We start from the raw sequence: 22536 nt of genomic DNA, 5'->3' as shown, positions 1-22536 counted from the left end.
TCCATCATAATGGTTCCGCTCGCACACGGGGGTGTGCTCGCGCTGGCTTCTTTCTTGCTTCGCTTTGCTTTCATTCAGTTTTCAAAGGGCAATTGTTGATAGCGCCGCTCAAAAAGCGACCTTTACAATATATCAGGTTATCTCTCTTGCGTCAACAGGAAATTTAAATAAATAATTTTGTTTAGTTTATCGGTTTTTCCTGTCCTCAACGACGCGAATACTAAGATAACACGCTGTCTATTCACCGTCAACCATTTTTTAAATGATTTTTAGATGGTGGGCCTGGGCGGACTCGAACCACCGACCTCACGCTTATCAGGCGTGCGCTCTGACCAACTGAGCTACAGGCCCATTTATACTATGGAGCGGGTGATGGGAATCGAACCCACGTTATCAGCTTGGAAGGCTGAAGTTTTACCATTAAACTACACCCGCATGTTATTGATGGTCGGGAAGACAGGATTTGAACCTGCGACCCCTTGGTCCCAAACCAAGTGCTCTGCCAAACTGAGCTACTTCCCGGATCAAACCATTCTATCATTTATGTATAATTGCAAAAAAATAAAGCTTTTCAAATATATAAATGTTAATGGCGCGCCCGAGAAGACTCGAACTCCTAACCTTCTGATCCGTAGTCAGACGCTCTATCCAATTGAGCTACGGGCGCCCTTGAATGTTAGCTTCAGGGTCATAGCTCTCTCTTTGTTAATATGGTGCGGTCGAGTGGACTTGAACCACCACGGGATTTAACTCCCACTAGGCCCTCAACCTAGCGCGTCTGCCATTCCGCCACGACCGCAAGTAAGATGGTGCGGGCGGTGGGACTTGAACCCACACGTCATAAGACACTAGATCCTAAATCTAGCGCGTCTGCCAATTCCGCCACACCCGCTTATTAAAATGTTCTACCTCGGCCGACAGCGACCTTATGTGGCTGGGCCAGCTGGATTCGAACCAGCGCATCTCAGGATCAAAACCTGATGCCTTACCGCTTGGCTATGGCCCAATCGATAAAAATGGCGGGCCTGACGGGAATCGAACCCGCGATCTCCTGCGTGACAGGCAGGCATGTTAACCGCTACACCACAGGCCCCTATTTTCTAAAATAAGCGGCGAATCTCTTCGTCAGCTACATTCGCTCATTCGAATCGCGTACGGGTTGTACGCTCACTCTCTCACTCATTTGCTTCCTCGACCTTCTTGCTTCTTTTAGAAAATCGATGTAATGGCGGCGAATCTCTTCGTCAGCTGCATTCGCCTTTGGCATGGTGGAGGGTGACGGGCTCGAACCGCCGACCCCCTGCTTGTAAGGCAGATGCTCTCCCAACTGAGCTAACCCTCCGGGATAAATGGTGACCCGTGCGGGATTCGAACCCGCGTTACCGCCGTGAAAGGGCGGTGTCTTAACCCCTTGACCAACGGGCCATTTTAATGGCGGAGAAGGAGGGATTTGAACCCTCGCGTCGCTTGCGCGACCTACACCCTTAGCAGGGGCGCCTCTTCAGCCACTTGAGTACTTCTCCACTGGCTCCACAGGCAGGATTCGAACCAGCGACCTATCGGTTAACAGCCGATTGCTCTACCACTGAGCTACTGTGGAATAAGTATTTTTCTATCAAAGCCACATAATATGGTACATGATGTAAATTCGCTTGTCAACCAGATTTTTGTAAGTTTTTTTAGCTCTTCAAAACCTAGTCGTTTTTCGCCGATTGCCTTTCAGCGACTTTTATAATGTATCACAGGGTTTGTTTTGCCGTCAACGACTTTTTTCTATTTTTTTTAATCTCCCTCGACAACCCCCACATACATACTTCTTTGTATCGATCACACGCTTTCTTGGATAGACGGTTTGGCAGCCTTCACAGGTATAATAATATTTAATGGGTAAAGATTTTTTCATTCCCGGGATAGACTGACAATGCCTCGAGCCGCCGACTTCTTTCAATAATCGTTTAAAGTCCCGGTCTTTATGTTGATACCCCCGCCCCTCCAGATGCAAGTGATAATGACATAACTCATGCTTAATAATAGCTTCCAGCTCCTTTTGGCCAAAATGCACTTCATGTTTGGGATTAATTTCAATGTTATGACTTGCAAGCAAGTAGCGTCCACCAGTGGTTCTTAACCTTGAGTTATAGGAAATTTGATGGCGGAATTTCTTCTGAAAAAACCGTTCTGATAATGTTTCCGCCAATTGTTGTAAGCGTTTCTCGTCGTTCACTTTGATCGCCCTTTCATAAATGTGAAAATAATCCTCAACGTTGACAACCACTGTTACATATAATGGATTAGAGCTTTTGTCCTTGAAGATCTCGCTCACAAGGAGGGATCTGAAAATGCCTTATTGGCTTAGAAAACAATTGGAAAAAGCCTATTTTGAAAAAAATCACTATGAAATCGTCATGCTCAATAAATGTTGGTACACCTACTTGAAAAAGAATGCCTCTGACCTCCTTCAATGATAACAACATTTCCGTATCTTTGTCTTTGCAAATGGAAAAAGCCTGCGCCTAAATGCACGCAGGCTTTCATTTATTGTTTTGGTTTTTTCATCGTTAGTGAGATTCTTCCCTTTTGCGTATCAACGTCCTCAATCCACACGGTGACGATATCTCCCACGGCGACAATCTCTTGTGGGTGCTTAATAAACCGATGGGCAAGTTTTGAAATATGGACAAGTCCATCCTCTTTGACACCAATGTCCACGAATGCTCCGAAATCAATGACATTTCGTACGGTGCCCTTTAGCTCCATCCCTTTTTCAAGATCTTCCATAGACATAACCCCGGTTTTCAGCATAGGTGCTGGCAAATTTTCACGGGGGTCACGATGGGGACGAGCAAGTGCTTCAACGATATCTTCTAATGTCATTTGCCCAACATTTAACCGCTGACTTGCCTCGGCTATATCCAGCTGTTCCACTTTTTCTTGAATAGACCCAGTACCGATATCTTGGCCCTGAAGGTTTAAATCCTGCAGCAATTCCTGGGTAACTGCATAGCTTTCCGGATGAATCGGAGTTCTATCTAACGGTTCCTCTCCGTCTACAATGCGAAGAAACCCCGCTGCTTGCTGATACGTTTTGTTCCCTAACCGCGGAACAGCTGTCAGTTGTTTTCTCGTCTTATATTTTCCGTTCTCTTCCCGATATTTTACGATCTGGGTCGCAACCGTCTTGTTCAGCCCTGCAATATGTTGAAGGAGACTGGTTGAGGCTGTATTGACATCTACCCCAACTTGATTCACGGCCGTCTCAACGACAAAATCAAGTGAATCGCTTAACTTTCCTGAACTGACATCATGTTGATACTGCCCAACACCAATGGACTGGGGATCAATTTTCACAAGCTCTGAAAGCGGGTCCTGAAGCCTTCTTGCAATCGATACAGCGCTTCGCTCCTCCACTTCTAAATAAGGGAACTCGCTGCGCGCCACTTCGGATGCAGAATACACACTCGCCCCTGCTTCGTTAATGATTAAGTAAGCTGCATCTCCACCCGCTTCAGCCAGAAACTCAGAGATGAATATTTCGGTTTCCTGGGAAGCCGTGCCATTACCGATCGCGATTACATGTGTTCCGTATTTTTCTATTAGTTCCTGGAGCACTTGAGCCGCTTGTTTTTTCTCGTTGCGCGGAGGTGTAGGGTAAAATACTCCAGTTTCCAGCATCTTGCCTGTCTCGTCGATCACCGCCCATTTGCAACCTGTGCGATACGCTGGATCAATGCCCAAAACCATTTTTCCGAGAAAAGGCGGTTGTAATAATAACTGTCTCAAGTTGTCCGAAAATACTTGAATCGCTTGGACTTCCGCTTTCTCCGTCAGCTCATTGCGAATCTCTCGTTCAACAGCCGGGGCAATTAATCGTTTATAGCTATCTTCGATCGCTGTTTGCACGATTGATACAGCTGGAGAACCAAATCGTTTAATGATCATATTCTCAATTTTATTGGTTAAAAAGGGGACATCAGCGGTGATCTGTACTTTTAAAACCTTTTCCTTTTCTCCTCGATTTGCCGCTAAAATTCTATGTTCAGGGACATGACGAATCCCCTCTTCGTACTCATAGTACATTTCGTATGTACCCGTATCATCTTCGGCATCTTTTTTTCGCGTCGTTTGCAGCTGGCCATTATGATAAGTTAAAGAGCGGGCCCGCTGCCGCACTGCCGGGTCATCCGCAACCCATTCTGCAATGATATCCCGAGCACCTTTTAGCACCTCTTCGCGGTTATTGATATCATTTTCTTCATCTATGTAAGCATCTGCTTCCCTATCCACATCTACCTCTTTCGGTAATTGAAAAAGCCGCTCTGCAAACGGTTCTAATCCTTTTTCTTTTGCAATCGTAGCTCTCGTTCGTTTCTTTTTTCTATAAGGGCGATAAAGATCCTCCAGCTCCTGGAGCTTCGTCGCTGACTGAATGTCATTGGCAAGAGCATCCGTTAATTTTCCTTGTTCCTCAATTAAACGAAGGATTTCTTGCTGCCGATTATAAAGCTGATTGGCATACTGCCACTGATCCAACGCTTCACGAATTTTCAATTCATCTGCATTGCCCGTTTGCTCTTTTCGGTAACGGGCAATAAAGGGAATCGTATTACCTTCTTCATGTAAATCGATCATCGCTTTTACATGTTGCTTTTTTGCTAATATTTTCTGTGCAATCTGTTCAATTGTCTTTTCCATTTCCAAAGATGTGACCTCCTCTTCTACTCTCACTCTATCATAAACAACGCTTCCGTTCAGTTGTGGCAATAATAAAAACCGTTATGTCATTGTGGACAAAACGGTTACCGATCCCCACTATTTATTAATGTGCCCTGTAATGATTGTGTAGTCATCCTTGCCAGATGTATCATTTTCGACCATCTTTTCTAAAAATACCTTCGGAGAATGGGCATGCCTCACAAAGTTTTCTTTCATGCCTTGGCATCGAGCGCCATCGGTATATAAAACAAACGACATTTCTGAATCAAAATGGTAATGATCCACTTTTGGAGAGACGCGGCGGCCAGATATAAACCCGTACGAAGTAATAGGATGATAACATCTCTCATTATCGATGTTTAAATAGCATTCTACATTTCCCACGTTTCCATAAAATATTTTTCTCGTTCGGTAATCGATTTTTAAGAGTGTCATGACTACTCCGCGCTCGTTGAAAAGCGCTTGGTTACATGCAGAAAAGACTTCCTCAATGGCTGCACTTTCGTTAAGATGTTCGATGGTATGCATAGCCGCCCGGGAAGAGCGTTTGGCCATTTCTCCACTCCCCAGCCCATCTGCGAGTGCAAGCAAAAAATAATCATCGGTTTCTACCATATAATAGGCATCTCCACAGACTGTGCACCCTTGTTTTTCTTTTTGATAAGCAGCTGTTCTTACCTTCAAATATTGTTCTTCGATGATATTCATCATCATAAACACTCCGATGGCTCAACCCGAATCGATTCACGTAACTTTTGCAAGGCACGACGCTGTAATCGAGAGACGTGCATTTGCGAAATGTCGAGATACTCTCCAGTCTCTTTTTGGCTTAAATGTTCGAAATACGTACACCGTAAGATCTCTTTTTCGCGATCAGTGAGCACCGCAAATGCTTTTTCCAGCAGCAATTGCTGATCGGTTTGCTCGAACCCTTCCTCCGTTGAACCGACGAGATCTAATAAGGTGACGACACTTCCTTCGCTATCCGCTTCTATGGCTCCATCTACGGAAAGCGCTTGATAACTTTTGCCCATCTCCATAGTTTCCAAAACTTCTTCTTCACTTACCTCTAAATAATGGGCAATCTCATGCACTTGGGGAGAGCGTTGCAATTCTGTGGTCAACTCTTCTACTGCCTTCTTGATCCTTGGACCTAACTCTTTAATACGCCGTGGAACATGCACGCTCCACGTTTTATCTCGGATAAAACGTTTAATTTCCCCGACAATCGTGGGAACAGCAAAAGATTCAAACGATCGATTATAACTGGGATCATAACGACGTAAAGCAGCGAGCAAGCCGATCATCCCGACCTGATATAGGTCATCGTCGTGACCCTGGCCGCGGGAAAATTTACGGGCGAGTGACCGCACAAGTGAATCAAAGTGCATAACCAGCTTCGTCTGAGTATCCTCTGTCTGGTATTCTTGAAATTCTCGAATCCATTGGTAGATCTGCTCTTCATCGATTTTCGTTGATTGTTGCTTTGAATCCATCGCTCCCATGTGCCACCCCGTCCTTTTGTAAATACTTCTTCATTAAAATGGCTACGCCTTTTTCTTGCTTAATCTCGACGTCGTCCATTAATGTTTCGATAAGGAAGAGGCCTAATCCTCCTTCTTTAAGGTCTTGAATCGATTCATCAGGTTGGATGGGCCCCCTATATTTTTTAAGGGCGTTTACATTTGCTTCTTGTCCACAGTCCGCAATTTTAAATTCCACATACTCTTGATAAACACTAAATCGAATAGAAATAGATCCTTCATCTTGATAAGCATGTTCCACGACATTTGTACATGCTTCAGCCATGGCTACTTTAATATCTTCGATATCATCATAGGTATAGCCCACCCGGTTGGCAATCCCAGAAACCGTCAGTCTCACAATCCCTACGTATTCGGGCTTAGCAGGCACCGTCATTTCAATGCAATCCTGAAGCTCAGTCATTGGTTCGTCTCCTCTCTTTTTTCGGCAATGTCAATCACTTCATCAAGACCGGTGATCGAAAAGAGACGTTTTACGCGATCGTTAAGGGAAACGAGACGCATCGTACTGTTATGCTGGTCCGCCGCCTTGAGGGCGCCAACGAAAATACCCAGACCTGTACTGTCAATATAATTGACTTCCTCTAAGTCTACAATAACATATGCCTCTTGTTTTTCCACTAACGGCATTAATGCTTCCTTTAGTTGCGGAGCTGTATACGCGTCGATCTCTCCGCCAACGTACAACCTTGTTCCTACTGATAAAGCCTTTGTTTGCAGATCTAAGTTCATACAATGATCCCCCTTGAGTTTGCCTTTCTTTAATGGTTTCCTCTTAAGCTGCAGACCATTCAATAATAAAAATCGAAATTTATAGAGGACGTTGAAAAGGTCTAGAACACTACCTGTGCTAAATGATCTACTGTTATGTTCTGAACATCCAGCCAACACCGGCTTTATGATCCAGACCAGATACTTTGAAAATCAAATCAGAATTGATATGGCTGCCTTTTCGAATCACGGATGAAAAATAAAACGGCCAACGGCCGCCTATTTTTGATTACCCCTTATATTTACTTTCTAAACCTCTCGTCTTAACAACAAGAGCGTAAAATCATCATGAAGTTGAAAGTCCTGCCAATTCTCTAATTCCCTATAAACATTGTCCACGATTTCTTGAGCTGTTTTATCTTGATATTTCCGAATTAATTCAGCTAATTCCCCCCGTTCCAAAAAACGATCCCCATTTCTGCATTCAGTCACACCATCAGAGAACAAAACAACAAAGTCACCTACCGAAAGCGACTGCTGATATTCCCGATATTGAGTGTCCCGTGAAATCCCAAGAGCGAGCCCTTTTGCGTACAATTCATTGAAACGGTCTTCACTTGCGTCATAATAAAAACCGGGTTCATGCCCGGCACCTGAATACGAGAATATATGTGTGGCCGGATCATACGAAGCATACATCATCGTCACAAACATATTCGCTGCAATGTTTTGCTCTACTGTACGGTTCAAACTAGCCAATAATTGTCCAGGTTGCAGCAGTTGTTCCGGGAGGCTATCCATGGCGTACTTGATCATCGACATGCAAAGAGCTGCAGGGACGCCTTTTCCAATGATATCTGCCAATGCGATGGCGATATATTCATTTCCATCTTTTACAATATTATAATAATCGCCGCTCATCTTTGAAGCTGGTACACTAATAACCCCTATATCTGCATCAGCTAGCTGCGGTATTTCTTTAGGCAAAAAGGTATGCTGCATGTTCGCAGCTACATCGATCTCTGATTCAAGCTCCAGTTGTTTATTTTTCAAGATCTGGTGTTCACGATAAGCCATTCCATAACCGATCATTACCTCTAATAAAATCTCAAAAGATTTACGTGTTTCCGAAGACAAATTCGGGTATAAGTCTTCTATAACTTCAAGGTGAATGCTTACAATTTCTTCAGGAGAAATTTGTTCTTCGATGACTCTTTTACTAAATTGTTGGGCTTCATATAAACTCTGTTCATTCTTATGATGCAAAAAGTTATACAGGATTTGTTTGTAGCTATCCCGTAATCCTTCATACGTAGTCATTCATGAACACCTCTCTACCGCAGCCATTTCGTTGTCGTTATCAGGGTACCTTCACCAGGATTAGATTGAATATCAAACTCATCCATTAATCGTTTCACACCTGGAAGACCGGCCCCCAAACCGCCCGAGGTCGAATAACCGTCCACCATCACATCTCTCAAGTTTTCGATCCCAGGCCCTTGATCACGAGCAGTAATTATAATTCCCTGTCGGTGACCATCATTTACAACTTCCAAACCGATGACGCCGTTTTTTGTATATAAGTAAATGTTCCTTGCTAGTTCAGAGATTGCCGTCGTAATTCTCGCTTGATCAACACTGGAAAAGCCTAGCCCCTTGGAAAGTTCTCGACCCGCTTGACGCGCCGAGACAATTCCCCATTCTGTACCGATTTCAACAGAGGATTGAGTGGTCATCATCAACCCTCCAATTCCTGTTGCAATTTCTCAAGCCCTTGCTCTAAATCTAAAGCGGTTTGGACGCCGTTGAGAGAAACGCCCATTTCCACTAACGTAATCGCTACAGCTGGCTGGATCCCCGTCAATACGACTTTCGCCCCCATCAAGTTGGACATTTCCACAACGTCCCCAATTACTTTCGCGATATAAGAATCAATCATATCAACGGATGTGAGGTCGATAACGATTCCCTGGGAGCCTTCTTGGTGAATTTTATTTAAAAGATCTTCCTGGAATAGAAGAGCTGTTTGATCGTCTAACTCCACCTGGATGGAAATGAGTAGATAATTTCCCAGTTTTAATATAGGTATTCTCATATCTTATACCTCCGTTGAACGTTGTTCATCCAGTGTAATGATTTCACGCCGAGTCATTTGCAATGCAGTGTATACGCCCTTTTGAAGCGTACTTTTCGTAATGATTTTACTCAAATCAATGCCCAAATTAACGATCGTTTGGGCGATTTCAGGCCGAATACCTACAAGTATACATTCCGCCCCTACGAGCTGCACTGCTTGGGAAGCTTTAATAATATGGTGGGCGACCATTGTATCTACGACAGGCACTCCCGTGATATCTATCAAAACTACCTGAGCACGGTGCTGAATAATACCATCTAGCAAACTCTCCATAATTTGTTTTGCTCGTTCTGTATCAACCGTGCCGACTAAAGGCATAACGCATATTTTATCGAACACGGGAATAAGGGGGGCAGAAAGTTCCTTAAGAGCGGTATTCTGCAAATTCACTGTGTTCTCTCTAGCGTTCGAGAACTCATCCACTAGTTTATTAATATTTTCATCTAACCAGTCTTCCAAATCTACATTATACCGGTCATATTGCTCTTTCGTAGACTGCTCTTCCAAATCATGCATAATCACTCGACGGAGCAATTGCAAACTACGAATAAACTCACTTAATGGAATGTGATAATAAATTAAGCGATCTGCAAAACGTCTAAATCGGGCTGCCACTTCTCCTTCTCCGGTATATAACGTACCAAAGACTAAATCGATGAATTCTGCTTTTGTTTCTTCGATTATTTCATTTGAAATACTGGAATGATAGATGTTTAGGTCTAGTTCATCGAGCGTACTCCGCCATTTCTTGATATAAATATCTTTGTTTTGATAGATGAAATCTACAACCGAAGAATGCATACTGCTCCCCCCTATAAACGCCTATATATACTTTTATTATTTCATTTATTAAGCCTGAGCGCAATCAATGTGAAGTGCCAAATATATCTTATCCACATTAATAAAGGGAAGGGATCAAGAACACAGCGAACAAAACGAAAAGTTGCCGATCAAATTTGATCTAGGCAACTTCTAGTGACCAGGCGCTTCTTTTTGAAGAAAGAAATAAAATGAAGACAAAAAGTTAAACACCATTTATAAGCCTGTAATCCAGCCATGAATCTGCTTCTTCTTCCAACTCAAATGACTCAGCAGCAATATTCAAATTGATGCTTGCCATTTCTAGATACCCCTGTTGCATGGATTCCCGTACAATGTGCTTGCGTTCATGCAAATAATTCTTAGCCGCCTGGTGGATAAAATCGTTGCGGTTCACCCCATCACGTTGAGTCATCCAGTCCACCTCTTGTAATAAATGATTAGGAAGGTTAATCCTAATTTGCCTGCTGCTTTCCTGAGACAAGAAAGACACCTCCTGCACATACCTTTTACCACGTCCTTAACGACTCTGTACATAATAATAGCATTCAGATGTTCAATTTGCAAAAGCAGATTTTTACTCATACTTCTTCCATTCGACATAAATGGCAACACCCTTTCCTATGAGGGTGCATAAAGTGATGAATTTATTGATAAAATCGGGGGATCCTGCTATTTAATGTACATGGAACTTCGTAAGTGATGGTGGATAGGCGTTCCGCGACTTCTTCTACCTTAATTTCTTGGTGGCCCTGGCTGCCGATAAGCGTTACTTTTGTCCCGATCGGCACCTCCCTTGGAAGCTTGATCATCATTTGATCCATACATATCCTTCCTACCATTGGACACCTTTCCCCGGCAACCAGCACTTCACCGCGATTCTCCGCGTTTTTTCTTAACCAGCCATCTCCATAACCGATCGGTACAGTCCCGATCCATTCTTCTTGGCTTGCCTGGTAAGTTGCACCATAACTAATGGATGTCGAAGGCTTCACCTTTTTCACATGAACCAAACGACTGTGTAATGAAAGGGCCGGCTCTAGGGAAACAGGGATATCCGGGGCCGTATCAATGGCGGGGACAAGACCGTACATGGAGATGCCAAAACGAATCATATTATAGTTGTGCCCCGGATATCTTAAACTTGCAGCGCTGTTGCTATAATGAATATAAGGAATCGAACCTGTGGTCTTCTTTGCCAGGTCGACAAAGGCCTGAAAATATTCTAATTGTTTATCCAGGTACTCAGTCTCCCACTCATCAGCCGTGGCGAGATGCGTGTAAATCCCCATAAGATTCAAAGCGTTTTCAGAGCGAATGATCGTTAACAATTCTAGAAGCGTATGTTCTTCCGTTAGGCCAATTCTCCCCATCCCTGTATCACATTTAATATGAATATCCAAGCGCTCGTCACAGGCGATGTGCTTTTTCGCCTCCAAGACCCACTCGATTTGAAACACGGTGACAGAAATATTATATTGCTGGGCTATTCGTGCATCTTGAGGATTCACTCGCCCAAGGACGAGAATAGGAGTCTCCTGGATTCCCGCATCTCTCAATTCAACCGCTTCTTCTAAAAGCGCAACCCCTAAAAATTCAGCGCCCGCCTCAATCGCTTTTTGAGCGACCTCAACACTCCCGTGCCCATAACCATCCGCTTTAACGACGGCCATCACGGTTACATCTTTCCCCTGAAGTGTTTTTACCGCTTTTATATTATTTGCAATCGCTTCTAAGTCAACCTCGACCCAAGTGTCTCGGTAATCATTTCTGTGAGGCTCCACACTTCATTCTCCTTATTGCTCATATTTTATTGTTTTATTATTGGACGAAATCATATGCGTGTCAACTGTTGAGGGAGTACGCACTTTTTGTGCATGCATACGTGGATTTTCCTTCAAAGAGGATGTTCAAAAATAAGGACCCAGAAAAGATCTGAGTCCGTGTTGCTGCTCTTATTTTGTTGACGTAGAGGTCATGGATGCAGCTACCTCAACCATTTCTTCAGGGGCTAACTCTTCTGAAGCAAGGATAAATTCAACCCCATCGTTCGTCCACGTGATCGTGTTATTTGACCTTACTCCTACTACATCACCGAGATGGACGGGCTCTCCGGGTCCTAAATCGGTGGGTGTGGCCCCCGCTGAGGCAGAAACACTGGCGGGCTGCTGGATAATCGTAAACGGCCGTTCACCCTCATATGTGAGAATGACTCTTCCTCCTTCATCTACCTCTACCTCTTCGGTATCTGATAATTCCGTATTTGCAGGTTCATACGAAGGCATAAACACATCTATGGGGATATCTTCTTCCTCTTCTTCAACAGCTGCCGGCTCATCCATATCCTCCATATTCGCATCCATGTCAAATTCATTTCTATCCAATGTCTCGTCTAATTCAAACGAATGGAAAACAACTTCCACGAGTGCATTATAATTTTCATCGAACACTCGCACTGAATGCGGGGAAAGGTCGTCGCTATTGAGCACAATTTCCTGTTGGTGAAGGTTTTGATTTTGGTAGTTGGTGTTCGTTTCAAAGACATATTGATTCTCTTCGACGGCAAATGTCCGATCTGAATCCGTTAAAATATCAGAGACTAATGACTCATACAAGTACATTTGGCTATTATTATTTGGCCAATCGCTTTGAAAACGAAAACTTTTATTTAATGCTGGAGTGAGTAAAAATACTCCTTCGTCATTTCGAAGAATCATTTGGTTTTGTTCTTCATCTTCATTGTGCAACTCTACACGATAGTATTGATTTTCCTCGTTTTGCATGTGATCAATACTCACATCATATTCACGCGGTTCTTCCCCTGTTTGCATTGTCATCGTAGCTTGTGTCTGATAGCCGCTCATTGTCTGTAACGTCTCCTCTAGCTCCTCTACGACTTCTTCTTGGGATTTTTCGCCACAAGCCGTCAGCATGACGACCAAAACCATAGCAACCAAAGATAGCCACTTTGTTTTTTTCACCGCTTATCTCTCCTTTGTCTCAGATGTAACGACAAAGGAGGGCACCTTTTTAAGCAACTGTTGAAAGATTGATTGAAATGCCTGTAAAAGGGATGAATCCTCTTAGTGGGTGACATCGTTTCCAGACTTTCATTCTTAGAACGTTTCTCATCATGATGATTGGCATTAAAAAGGAACACGACTACCGTCTTGCCATAATGGTTGCGAGCAGATAACTAATAAAGAACATTCAAAAAGTCCGGGAAACCTCCCTCGAAAAAGAAGATCATTTTTTTCGTGCGAGACGTTATGAAACAATACGTCCGATGACTGAAGACTGCTCTCGAACGACCCGGCCCTTTTTGAACACGTATTTATACGTATGGCTCATCCACAACCATTGTTTATATTGATCAGCCCGCTTTTTCCGTCATGACAGCACCCCGCAATCCAAGACATTCAATTATGTGAAGCAGCCCACTCCGCTGCTTCTATACCCTTTCACAGACATGTCAGGCCCCTCCTAACCGCAATACATCCTATGAGACAACCTGGAGACTTATTCCCGCTTGTCTGAAAGAGAGGAAAGAAAAACCTATCGTCTTTCAAGAATGACTTGTCCGATTCCATGAGAATTGGAATGGGAAATGGACACGTGAATATGAATAGAATCATCGATCTTAGCGCAAACGACCATTGGAGCACCACTGGGTTGTTGCAACACCTCTACGTCTTTCCAATTCAATTTGCTCCCAATCCCGCTGCCATAGGCCTTCGCGAACGCTTCCTTTATCGCGAATCTTCCGCTGACATATTCCAGCTGCCTTTGTTTTGATAATGTGGACATTATTTCCTGTTCTCGACTCGTTAAAATCCGTGAAATAAAGCGCGGTTGTCTCTCGATTACCTTTTCGATTCTTTGAAATTCAACGATGTCGATCCCCGTCCCTACAATCATAATTGATCTTTCCTCCTGTAACTCCACATTCGATGGTTAACTTCTTGATATGGTAAAATAATAACGTGCTTGATCTTCGAAGGAGTGGTCTCATGTTCATCCGCAACGAAACGTTTTATTCTTTTACGCGTAATTATCCTGTGGTAACCATTCTCATCAGCATCCATCTCGTCTTGTTTTTGCTAGTCACCCTGGGCCGTTTTGGCATCTTTTTTCCCGGCCTCCTTATTGAGTCCCTCTTCGTAGGATGGAATCAAGGCATTGCGGAAGGTGATTGGTGGCGGCTGATTACACCGATTCTATTACATGCAGATATATCTCATGTGCTTTTTAATTCCTTTGCCCTTTTTCTATTCGGCCCCGCGCTTGAACAGATGCTCGGCAAGAGTAAGTTTATCACCTTTTATTTCCTTACAGGTGTGATTGCAAACATTGCCACTTTCATTTTGAATGATCCTGAGTACAGACATGTAGGTGCATCAGGCGCCATTTACGGCCTGCTTGGTATGTATCTTTACATGATATATTTTAAACAACATCTTATTGATCCCATGAGCAGACAGATCGTAAAAATCATTCTTGTTATCGGTTTAATCATGACTTTCTTAATGCCAAACATTAATACACTGGCTCACCTGATCGGCGCTTTATCAGGTGCAGCGATTGCTCCACTGTTTTTAACTAAAGCGAGGCCTTATATCCCTTATGTACGTACACCTCCACCGCGGGGTGATTCTTCTCCAAACTTTAATCCTACTCGTTGGAAAAGAAGAGGCCCACGCATGAACGGCTCTCTTGTAGCAAATATCCTAGGCATCCTTTTTATTATTCTTGTTGTTGCTGGAATTGTATCAAACTTTTTTTAACAGAAGTTCATAAAATCCAGAGGAAAGAGACCTTAATCTTTTTGCATCCTCATTTTACAAGGAGATGATACGATTGAAAGAGGCACTCCTCATTTACAATGGGCAAGCAGGATTAGCAAAACAAAACGACTCTATGAATGAATTACGATCAATTTTAGAAGCGGGGGGCTTCTCAGTCACCCTCGCTCCTACCAAACAAGAAGGGGATGCGGAGGAAATCTGTAAAAATTGTGATTCATCCTTTGATCATATCTTTATTTACGGAGGGGATGGAACTATACATGAAAGTATCAACGGTCTCGCGACCCTGCCCGCTTCTCCGACCATTGGTATTCTCCCCGGGGGTACCTGCAACGATTTTGCACGTACACTCAATATCCCTACCGATCCAGTAGAATCTCTGCATGCTCTGTTAAAAGGAAAAAGTCGAAGCATTGACATTCCCAAAGCAAATGACCGTTTCTTTGCTAATTTCTTTTCCGTTGGCCTGATTGCGGATGCATCCGGTCATATTAGCGAGCCTTTAAAGGAGCAAATCGGAAGGTTAAGTTATTTTTGGAGTGCTTTGAAAACCTCGCTTCAACCTCAATATTACCAGTATCGAATCACGTATCATGACCAGGTGATCGAAGGTGAGGCTGCACTCATCCTGATTGCGAACGGTAACCATATTGGCTCTTTTCCCTTACCAACGACACATCCTCTGAACGACGGATGCTTGAATATGTATATTGTAAAAGATGCAGGTCTCCCCTTGTTACAAGCCTGGGTAGAAGCCGGAAGAAATAACATCAAAGAACCAGAAAATAATGAAAACGATAACTTCTTTTACGCTCAAATATCGGAACTGCAATTAGAAACCACTCCCATTGCAAATATAGATACAGATGGAGAAGATGCCGGAGTCACTCCTGTTAACATTACTGTGGACACAGCCCTTCCGTTTCTTGTCCCCACCATTCAACAGACGTGAAAAAGCAAAAGGCCCTCCCTAAGAAGAAAAAAATCCGCGGTAATGACACCATTACCACAGATTTTCAACAATGTCCTTTTCGGCGGATCCTTCCACGTAGAAACCAACGTTATTCAGTGGAAGCAACGGGGGTTCTGTGCAATGGATTCGGCGCCAAATCATTTCCGATACAAACTACTTTATAGTGCGTGTTCAAAAAGGGAGGACAAAAAGAGCCGAGGAGTTCGAGAAGACGCAGTTGCGAGCATTCTGCTGCACCACGAAAGCATTCACTTCTCACAAAGGAAAAGAGGAGGGTTTCTTTTCCGGGGAGCAAAGCGCCAGCTGGCTGCTTCGTAAGCGTTCCTTCGCACGATGAAAAAAAGCGGTTTTCTTTTTCGAGGATATGGTTTTCAAACGTGAGGCGCGCAGAAGCAAGTCGACGAAGTTATTTTTCCCGGACTTTTTGAACATCCTCTTATAATAAGCGGCTGATTATCGATCGTCCCCTACTTCTCCTACAAAGTTCGGAGCTCGGGGCGGGTGTAATGTTTCATCCAGCTCATAAGGTCCGACTTGTTCAACCTCTCCCAAGTCACCCTCAAATTCAACTTCATCATAACCAAAATCAGCAGCCGTTAATAACACACCTTCGATAAACATCAACCATTCTGATTCCGCTTTTTCACTCAATTGTTCCAGGCCTGAATACGTCAACGCTACACTTCCTTCACTCATCATATCCACATATTCCAGTCTTACTCCTTCGGGTACAACTGAATGGTACCGGTCCTCCTCTTCTCGTTCCATTTCTTTTAATGTTTCTTGAAGATCCTTTTCATTTTCACTTCCTATATTTAAGCTTTTCCCTGTTACAAGATAAGCATTTTCATTGGCGGCAAGCCAGTAATAACCCGCGGAGGCTTCAGCGTCAGCCCCTTCCCATTGGAAGGCTTCTTCCAAATCTTCCTCTGTTTCATAACGTGCAGCTTCATTCAAACTTTGGGTAATTTTTTCATGATCCAGATCATCTGCATTTATACTCTGATTTTCCTCGTCCCTTATTGCTTGCAAAGGGGAGTCGTTTAACCCTAGATCACTTGAATTTATTTGATCAAGGATTTCTTCTATACGATCCGTATCACCTGCAAGTGAATGTTGAGCCGTTACCGCTACAATGGTTTCCTCATCTGGAGCTAAAAATGGCAGGGTTAGGAAAGCATCATCGTTGTTTTGCACCGCTTGCCGATAGTGAATATCCGTATATACTTCTTCCATTTCTTCTACCTTTTCTTGATCTGATGTCTCCTCCTCCCCTGGTCCATCCTCCATTGTTTCTTCTTCCACTTCTGGATCTGGACGGATATTTTCCTCTTCAGGGGGGGCTTCTTCCAAATCTATTTCATCTTTAGCAGAAATGGAATCATCCTTCTCCATTGCCGTATCTTCAGATTCTGTATATTCTTCATGATCATCTTCTTCTGCCATTTCTGATGATTCATCAGCGGTAAATTGTTCCTGCCCACCTGGAGGGGGGAATTGTGAGACGATGATAACCGTCAAAACAATAGCAGCAGACGTAGATAGCCCCCATACCACTGATTTTCTAAAGCGATGTTGCGGTTGTTTTTTTGTGTTCATTTTCAGTTGGATGTTCTGATACACTTCATCTTTACTTCGTCTGTCCTTGACGCCATTAAGCGCTTGCAATTTACGCTCGATGTCTTCCGGATCATTCATACGTCTCGTGACCCCCCTCCTTCCATTTATGATGGTTTTTTAAACGTTTTTTTACTTGCTGGATTGCTCGATGTTGCGTTGTTTTCACCTTACTTTCCGACCAACTAAGAGCCTTGGCTGTTTCTTTTACTGATAACGATTCGATAAAACGTAGGATAAGCACTTGCCGATGCGAAAGCGAACAGGAGCCTAGGGCTTCATAAACGACACGTATTTCTTCATTTTCAAGCATCACCTGTTCAGGGAGTGGATCGGGATCTTTAGCATCAATTTTCTCATCAGAAACCACCATACCGAACCATTTTCTCTTTTGCCGGTTTTCTCTACGAATGTAATCAATTGCCACATGTTTGGCAATAGAAAACAGCCAAGTCTTTTCATTACTTTTTCCATCAAAATCTTTATAAGACCCTAATACTTTAATATAAACATCTTGTACGAGCTCTTCGGCTATATGTTGGTCTCGAACCATATAGAATATAAATTGGTAGATCGATTGATGGTATTGCTCGTAGAGGTGGTCAAACGTACTATACACGAATACCCTCCCCTCCTAACAGTCGTTTTCCTTATGTTGAGCGTTACAAGGTATTATCATTTTTCACTTACTTTTTTACACTACTAACATCTGTTCAATACAAGCATAAAGAGTTGAATGAACGCCCCCAAGAATGGGAGGCCTCCTTTTTCTATTGTGATAAAACAACATACCAATAAATCCCACCATAAAGGAGGACGATGAAAACAATAACTATAAACCAAATTTTATTTTTTTTATTTTGCATGAACATTCACCTACTCTCAGTCGACGCCATTATAGCATGAAATGCTGTAAATATTACTAACGGGAAGAAAGGAATCATGTGAAAAGATGTCTATAATTCTCTTAAAGTCATGTTAAAAAAGAGGACAAACATATGACTTTTTGCGAACCCCGCTGAGTATGAGACTGAATCACTATCGTCAAAGATCCCTGACTTTTTGACCACCTGTTCATAGGCTTTACACAGATGGGGAAACACGTGTAATCAAATTGTAAAGAAAGCGCATTCATTACTAGCATGTCAAAAACAACAAGTTAATGAAACTCAACTGGCTTCTTTTTCCTAATGCAATCTTGACCTGCTCCTGTTACCTTTACTCTCGTAAAAAGCATAAAAGGAGGAAGCATTCATCTATGAAACGTTTAAAGACTATTGTATTGCCGATCGCAATGTTTTTTGCATTCACAAACATCTCACAAGCGGGGGCGAGCACCCATACAGTAAATGAAGGCGAATCTCTTTGGTCTATTAGTATGGATTATGGAGTATCGATAGAGGATATTAAAGAACTCAATGGAAAGCCGGACGATAGTATTTTAGCAGGTGAAGAATTAGAAATTCCAACTTCTGCAAATGCTGAAGAAGAAGATCTTCTTGCCCGCATCATTCATGCAGAGGCAAAAGGGGAACCATATGAAGGGAAGATTGCCGTTGGTCACGTCATCCTTAACCGTGTGGCCGATGATCAATTCCCTGATTCCATTTACGAAGTGGTTCACGAAGTTACACCAGAGGGTGCCTATCAATTTAGCCCTGTTCTTGATGGATCTATCCATGAACCGGCCGGCGAGGAATCTAAACAAGCTGCCCGAGAAGCATTGGCTAATGAAGGACAAGCTGGGGACTCCCTTTTCTTCTATAACCCTGAAAAAGCTACAAATTATTGGAATGCAACAAGAGAAGAAACAAAGACGATTGGCAATCATGTGTTTGCACGTTAAAACGAATGGTATTTATAGATATAATTTATAGGATGCATAGCACCGGGTGAAAGAAAACATCTTTCATCCGGTTTTTGCTTGTATCAAAAGGTATGAATCGCATTAAGGATGGAACTGCGTTATAATAAAACACGAGAGCTTTTACAAGGAAGGAGTGGCGCTGTGCTAGACAACACTCATATTTTTTCAAAAAAAGAAGAGATCGCTAACGCCATTACACATGGCATTGGCAGTATACTTAGTATCGCGGCACTCGTACTATTAGTTGTGCATGCTTCCATGGTTGGGACGCCGTTACACGTCGTGAGCGTCTCCATTTTCGGTGTTACCATGATCATTCTTTATGTCTGTTCAACCTTACTCCATAGTTTCCCAAAGGGAAAGGCGAAAGATCTGTTTGAGATCTTTGATCATTCTGCGATTTATCTATTTATCGCCGGAACGTACACCCCTTTCCTTTTTCATGCATTGGAAGGGGCTTTAAGTTGGACACTTTTTGGGATCGTTTGGGGGGTTGCTGTCGTAGGAATTACGTTTAAAGCATTCTTTGTTAAACGGTTCAGGATATTATCCACCATTTTCTATATTGGAATGGGCTGGATTATCATTATTGCCTGGAATCCTCTTGTAGCAGCAATACCGAGCGAAGCAACGATGCTGCTCTTGAGCGGCGGCATTTTGTATACCGTCGGCACCTTATTCTATATGTGGCGGAGCTTTCCCTATCATCATGCCGTCTGGCATGTATTCGTCATTGCTGGTTCAGTGGCCCATTTTTTTGCCGTGTTTTTATACATCATTCCACTTTAAGAGTTGTTCAAAAACTCGGGGAAAATATTAGAAAACTTGGCTTTTCGCCAAGCTTTTATGGAGAAATCCTTAGTTGCACTTATGCAGATAAGAAAGTTGAGTTATACTTTCTTACCTGCCAAAAAAAGGCAGGTCAACGATATTACGTTCACCTGCCTTTTATCTTTTCTATTCTGTTAAGAACATTTGCGTCCAGTATTGACCGTAACTGCCACCTTCAGCATAACCAACACCAATATGAGTAAAGTCATCGTTGAGGATGTTGGCACGGTGTCCGTCAGAGTCCATCCAACCGTCAACGACTTGTTCAGGTGTTTGCTGTCCAGCAGCAATATTCTCACCTGCACCTCTGTAGTCAACACCAAATTCGTTCATCATATCAAATGGAGAACCATAATTTGGACTATCATGGGAGAAATAATCGCTATCACGCATATCTTCAGATTTTACAGTCGCCACCTCTGAAAGTTCATCGTGAGCTTCTAACGGCTCTAGGCCATGGGACGTTCTTTCTTCGTTTGTAAGCTCAATGACTTCTTCGGTAAAGCTGCTGTCGCCCTCGGAGTTTGAATCATTGTTTTGATCTGAATCGGTGGAAGCACCGTTCATTTCAGATTCAGGCTGGCCTTCCTCTTGTTGTTGTTCTTCGTGTTCATGTCCTTCTTCAGCGGAACCATCGTTATTGGCTTCAGATTCTGACCCTTCTTCATCTTCTGCTTGATCAAATTCAGGGTAACTGATTTCAATGTTAAACCTGTCTTCAAGCTTTTGAAAGAAAGATTCAAGATCATTCGTTTCAAAGCTCCAATTTCCGTCGGTCTCTTGGACATTGAATAAGGGGTTGCTTGTATCCTCTCCTTCTAAGTATTTGTCTTCTTCGTCTTGTGCCATCGCTCCGGCAGGAACAAGTAGAAATGCGGATAACGCCACTAAATATTTTTTCATGCGTAATCACCTCCGATATTATTATCGCAAGGGTTATGATTGTTGAAAAGGGAAGAGAAAAAGATTTCAAACGTTAATTACTTCCATTATAAGTAAAAGAAAGCAAGTTTTTTACAGTTGTATTTCAAAGTTTTCAACTTACATAAAATCCAATAACTTCCCTATGAATTTAATATCAATGATATAACAATGGCTGGATTTTTTAAACAATCGTTTTAGAAGAAAAAATGCCAGCCTGTTAGAGCTGGCGTTTTTCTTCTCTTACATATCTCCTTCTTCTTCACCCATACCGTCATCTTCCGGTGGTGCACCTGGATCTTCTTCCATGTCACCACATGCTGCAAGCATGCCTACCGCAAAAACACCAGATAGTAGAGAATACAACCATTTTTTACTCATTATGATGTCCTCCTTTATTTTCATTGATTAGGTGCTTAATAAACAATACCCATTTAAACCGAAATATATGCGTCACCTGTATGTTTTTGAAGTTTTTTTACATTGTGCGGTTTTTTCATATATTTCTAAATGTTTAGGGGAGATATCCACCATGGACTTTGACCGGCAGTATGAAGTCCAAATTTCCTTCTGCCTCTCCATTCATGAACGCTTTCTTTAAGTTCCGTGTTCAAAAGGAGGACAAAAAGCGCCGAGAAGTTTTAGAAAATGTTAGCTTATCGCCAAAATGGCGAGTCTAGATTTTCTTATGCTCTGGAGGGCAAGGAAGCTCGTCTCGAGCATCCTGCTGGCACCAAGAAAGCATTCACTTCGCACGCACGAAGGAAAAGGGGATTTCTTTTCCGAAGATACGTTTTAGGTACGTGCGAGGCGCCGTATTCGCTAGTAGCAGCGCTGTCACTGAAAGTGAAAACGCTGACCTCCCTCACCCCGCAAGCTGACACACCTATTTTTCCCGGTCTTTTTGAACAACCCCTTTAACAACATAGAAGATCATACCTCCGATAAATACGAGAAGGACTATGCCTAGAATCGTTAGAAGCAATGCCATATCACCAGCAGCCACACTGGCACCCATAAATGTAAAGAAAAATGCCCCAGGCAAAATCCCAAGCGCCGTTGCTGCTATATATTTTGAAAATGGAACCCTAGTAATCCCACTTAAAATGCTAATAAGATCAAAGCTTATGATCGGAGTTAATCGCAAAAACAGAACATAGTAAAAACCGTATCGTAAAAGTTGGTTTTTCAAGCTTTGAAGCCGCACACCCTGCGTCTTTTTTTCAATCCATTTTGCTCCTACAAACTCCGCCATAAAGTATCCTAGCGTGGCAGCGAGTAAGGAACCTATCATGGTTAGCACAACTCCTCCCCAGAGTCCAAAGAGCAGCCCACCTGCAAATCCTAATACCGATGCAGGCACTAAAATAACAGGGCGAAGGGAACTGAGAAGAAGAAAGAGGAACGGCGCAAAAAAACCGAAGTTGTCTATATAATCTTGAATATCTGCAGCGTTCCAACCATCGCCGGCCTGATAAGCAAAAATCACCATCAGTATAACACTAGCGATGACCACTATCCCTTTTATTTTTCCTCTGTCCATACAAAACCGTCCTTTTTATCCTTAAGAAGCCTCTACCTTTCGTCCACTCCTCGTC

General features: G+C 42.9%; 24 protein-coding genes and 12 tRNA genes. 5 read left to right on the top strand and 31 right to left on the bottom strand.

Features of this window, described 5'->3' with window-relative positions; genetic code table 11:
* Positions 1-274: 274 nt before the first annotated feature.
* The 13 genes from HNR44_RS16000 to HNR44_RS15940 all read right to left on the bottom strand — a co-directional run bounded on the left by HNR44_RS16000 (position 275) and on the right by HNR44_RS15940 (position 2224).
* A tRNA-Ile gene (locus HNR44_RS16000) sits at positions 275-351 on the bottom strand.
* Between the two features lie 10 nt (positions 352-361).
* Positions 362-435 (bottom strand) — tRNA-Gly (locus tag HNR44_RS15995).
* A 10-nt stretch (positions 436-445) separates the two neighbouring features.
* Positions 446-522 (bottom strand) — tRNA-Pro (locus HNR44_RS15990).
* Between the two features lie 68 nt (positions 523-590).
* Positions 591-667: transfer RNA gene (locus HNR44_RS15985), tRNA-Arg, on the bottom strand.
* A gap of 44 nt (positions 668-711) precedes the next feature.
* Positions 712-799, bottom strand: a tRNA-Leu gene (locus HNR44_RS15980).
* An 8-nt stretch (positions 800-807) separates the two neighbouring features.
* A tRNA-Leu gene (locus HNR44_RS15975) sits at positions 808-892 on the bottom strand.
* 39 nt (positions 893-931) lie between these two features.
* Positions 932-1006 (bottom strand) — tRNA-Gln (locus HNR44_RS15970).
* 11 nt (positions 1007-1017) lie between these two features.
* Positions 1018-1093: transfer RNA gene (locus HNR44_RS15965), tRNA-Asp, on the bottom strand.
* 173 nt (positions 1094-1266) lie between these two features.
* A tRNA-Val gene (locus HNR44_RS15960) sits at positions 1267-1342 on the bottom strand.
* An 8-nt stretch (positions 1343-1350) separates the two neighbouring features.
* Positions 1351-1425: transfer RNA gene (locus HNR44_RS15955), tRNA-Glu, on the bottom strand.
* Between the two features lie 7 nt (positions 1426-1432).
* Positions 1433-1523 (bottom strand) — tRNA-Ser (locus HNR44_RS15950).
* A gap of 2 nt (positions 1524-1525) precedes the next feature.
* Positions 1526-1600, bottom strand: a tRNA-Asn gene (locus HNR44_RS15945).
* A gap of 159 nt (positions 1601-1759) precedes the next feature.
* Positions 1760-2224 (bottom strand): SprT family protein, encoded by a 465-nt coding sequence (locus tag HNR44_RS15940; protein WP_184405335.1) that lies wholly within the window; start codon positions 2222-2224, stop codon positions 1760-1762.
* Between the two features lie 115 nt (positions 2225-2339).
* Here HNR44_RS15940 and cmpA point away from each other — a divergent pair, with 115 nt between their 5' ends.
* Entirely contained in the window at positions 2340-2465 is a 126-nt protein-coding gene (gene cmpA, locus HNR44_RS15935) for a cortex morphogenetic protein CmpA (RefSeq protein WP_184405333.1), read from the top strand.
* Between the two features lie 70 nt (positions 2466-2535).
* Here cmpA and HNR44_RS15930 read toward each other — a convergent pair whose 3' ends face one another.
* From HNR44_RS15930 to acpS, 13 genes are all read right to left on the bottom strand, one after another.
* Complete coding sequence (locus HNR44_RS15930) at positions 2536-4692, bottom strand: Tex family protein (protein WP_184405369.1); 2157 nt, start codon at positions 4690-4692, stop codon at positions 2536-2538.
* Between the two features lie 117 nt (positions 4693-4809).
* Complete coding sequence (locus tag HNR44_RS15925; protein WP_184405332.1) at positions 4810-5427, bottom strand: SpoIIE family protein phosphatase; 618 nt, start codon at positions 5425-5427, stop codon at positions 4810-4812.
* Positions 5424-6209, bottom strand: coding sequence for an RNA polymerase sigma factor SigB (gene sigB / locus HNR44_RS15920; RefSeq protein WP_184405331.1), 786 nt, complete (start codon positions 6207-6209; stop codon positions 5424-5426). Before sigB ends, HNR44_RS15925 begins: the two co-directional genes overlap by 4 nt.
* Entirely contained in the window at positions 6175-6660 is a 486-nt protein-coding gene (gene rsbW, locus HNR44_RS15915; RefSeq protein WP_184405329.1) for an anti-sigma B factor RsbW, read from the bottom strand. Before rsbW ends, sigB begins: the two co-directional genes overlap by 35 nt.
* Entirely contained in the window at positions 6657-6989 is a 333-nt protein-coding gene (locus HNR44_RS15910) for an STAS domain-containing protein (RefSeq protein WP_184405327.1), read from the bottom strand. Before HNR44_RS15910 ends, rsbW begins: the two co-directional genes overlap by 4 nt.
* 288 nt (positions 6990-7277) lie before the next feature.
* Entirely contained in the window at positions 7278-8288 is a 1011-nt protein-coding gene (locus tag HNR44_RS15905) for a PP2C family protein-serine/threonine phosphatase (protein WP_184405326.1), read from the bottom strand.
* A gap of 14 nt (positions 8289-8302) precedes the next feature.
* On the bottom strand, positions 8303-8704 hold the full coding sequence (locus HNR44_RS15900) for an anti-sigma regulatory factor (RefSeq protein ID WP_184405368.1): 402 nt from the start codon (positions 8702-8704) through the stop codon (positions 8303-8305).
* 2 nt (positions 8705-8706) lie between these two features.
* Positions 8707-9063 (bottom strand): STAS domain-containing protein, encoded by a 357-nt coding sequence (locus HNR44_RS15895; protein ID WP_184405325.1) that lies wholly within the window; start codon positions 9061-9063, stop codon positions 8707-8709.
* Between the two features lie 3 nt (positions 9064-9066).
* The gene (locus HNR44_RS17885) at positions 9067-9906 is read right to left on the bottom strand and encodes an STAS domain-containing protein (protein WP_184405323.1); all 840 of its coding nucleotides are present in this window, start codon (positions 9904-9906) and stop codon (positions 9067-9069) included.
* Between the two features lie 223 nt (positions 9907-10129).
* Positions 10130-10408 (bottom strand): CopG family ribbon-helix-helix protein, encoded by a 279-nt coding sequence (locus tag HNR44_RS15885; RefSeq protein ID WP_184405322.1) that lies wholly within the window; start codon positions 10406-10408, stop codon positions 10130-10132.
* 163 nt (positions 10409-10571) lie between these two features.
* Positions 10572-11708, bottom strand: a complete 1137-nt coding sequence (gene alr, locus HNR44_RS15880) for an alanine racemase (RefSeq protein WP_184405321.1) — start codon at positions 11706-11708, stop codon at positions 10572-10574.
* 171 nt (positions 11709-11879) lie between these two features.
* On the bottom strand, positions 11880-12905 hold the full coding sequence (locus HNR44_RS15875) for a LolA family protein (RefSeq protein WP_343069552.1): 1026 nt from the start codon (positions 12903-12905) through the stop codon (positions 11880-11882).
* A 574-nt stretch (positions 12906-13479) separates the two neighbouring features.
* Entirely contained in the window at positions 13480-13842 is a 363-nt protein-coding gene (gene acpS, locus HNR44_RS15870) for a holo-ACP synthase (protein WP_184405320.1), read from the bottom strand.
* A 92-nt stretch (positions 13843-13934) separates the two neighbouring features.
* On the opposite strand from acpS, the gene HNR44_RS15865 reads away from it, so the two are divergent.
* Together HNR44_RS15865 and HNR44_RS15860 are read left to right on the top strand one after the other, a co-directional pair.
* The gene (locus HNR44_RS15865) at positions 13935-14708 is read left to right on the top strand and encodes a rhomboid family intramembrane serine protease (protein ID WP_184405319.1); all 774 of its coding nucleotides are present in this window, start codon (positions 13935-13937) and stop codon (positions 14706-14708) included.
* 73 nt (positions 14709-14781) lie between these two features.
* A complete protein-coding gene (locus HNR44_RS15860; RefSeq protein ID WP_184405318.1) occupies positions 14782-15681 on the top strand; it encodes a diacylglycerol/lipid kinase family protein in 900 nt (299 codons plus the stop codon).
* A 474-nt stretch (positions 15682-16155) separates the two neighbouring features.
* Here the strand turns inward: HNR44_RS15860 and HNR44_RS15855 are convergent, their stop codons facing one another.
* On the bottom strand, positions 16156-17400 hold the full coding sequence (locus HNR44_RS15855) for a hypothetical protein (RefSeq protein WP_184405317.1): 1245 nt from the start codon (positions 17398-17400) through the stop codon (positions 16156-16158).
* A complete protein-coding gene (locus HNR44_RS15850; protein ID WP_184405316.1) occupies positions 17393-17938 on the bottom strand; it encodes a sigma-70 family RNA polymerase sigma factor in 546 nt (181 codons plus the stop codon). Before HNR44_RS15850 ends, HNR44_RS15855 begins: the two co-directional genes overlap by 8 nt.
* Positions 17939-18577: 639 nt before the next feature.
* Here HNR44_RS15850 and HNR44_RS17880 point away from each other — a divergent pair.
* Positions 18578-19165, top strand: a complete 588-nt coding sequence (locus HNR44_RS17880; protein ID WP_184405315.1) for a cell wall hydrolase — start codon at positions 18578-18580, stop codon at positions 19163-19165.
* 162 nt (positions 19166-19327) lie between these two features.
* Positions 19328-19975, top strand: coding sequence for a PAQR family membrane homeostasis protein TrhA (trhA, locus tag HNR44_RS15840; RefSeq protein ID WP_343069550.1), 648 nt, complete (start codon positions 19328-19330; stop codon positions 19973-19975).
* A 168-nt stretch (positions 19976-20143) separates the two neighbouring features.
* Here trhA and HNR44_RS15835 read toward each other — a convergent pair whose 3' ends face one another.
* The 3 genes from HNR44_RS15835 to HNR44_RS15825 form a co-directional block, all read right to left on the bottom strand.
* Positions 20144-20920 carry a CAP domain-containing protein gene (locus tag HNR44_RS15835; protein WP_246407561.1) on the bottom strand — a complete coding sequence of 259 codons (777 nt, stop codon included), beginning with the start codon at positions 20918-20920 and terminating at the stop codon, positions 20144-20146.
* Between the two features lie 261 nt (positions 20921-21181).
* Positions 21182-21319 carry a hypothetical protein gene (locus HNR44_RS15830; RefSeq protein ID WP_184405312.1) on the bottom strand — a complete coding sequence of 46 codons (138 nt, stop codon included), beginning with the start codon at positions 21317-21319 and terminating at the stop codon, positions 21182-21184.
* Between the two features lie 505 nt (positions 21320-21824).
* On the bottom strand, positions 21825-22481 hold the full coding sequence (locus HNR44_RS15825) for a TVP38/TMEM64 family protein (RefSeq protein WP_184405311.1): 657 nt from the start codon (positions 22479-22481) through the stop codon (positions 21825-21827).
* Between the last annotated feature and the right edge of the window lie 55 nt (positions 22482-22536).

The sequence above is a fragment of the Geomicrobium halophilum genome, assembly GCF_014207655.1.
In the GTDB taxonomy this organism is placed as follows: domain Bacteria; phylum Bacillota; class Bacilli; order Bacillales; family Marinococcaceae; genus Geomicrobium; species Geomicrobium halophilum.
This window is presented reverse-complemented; position numbering and strand designations above follow the sequence as displayed.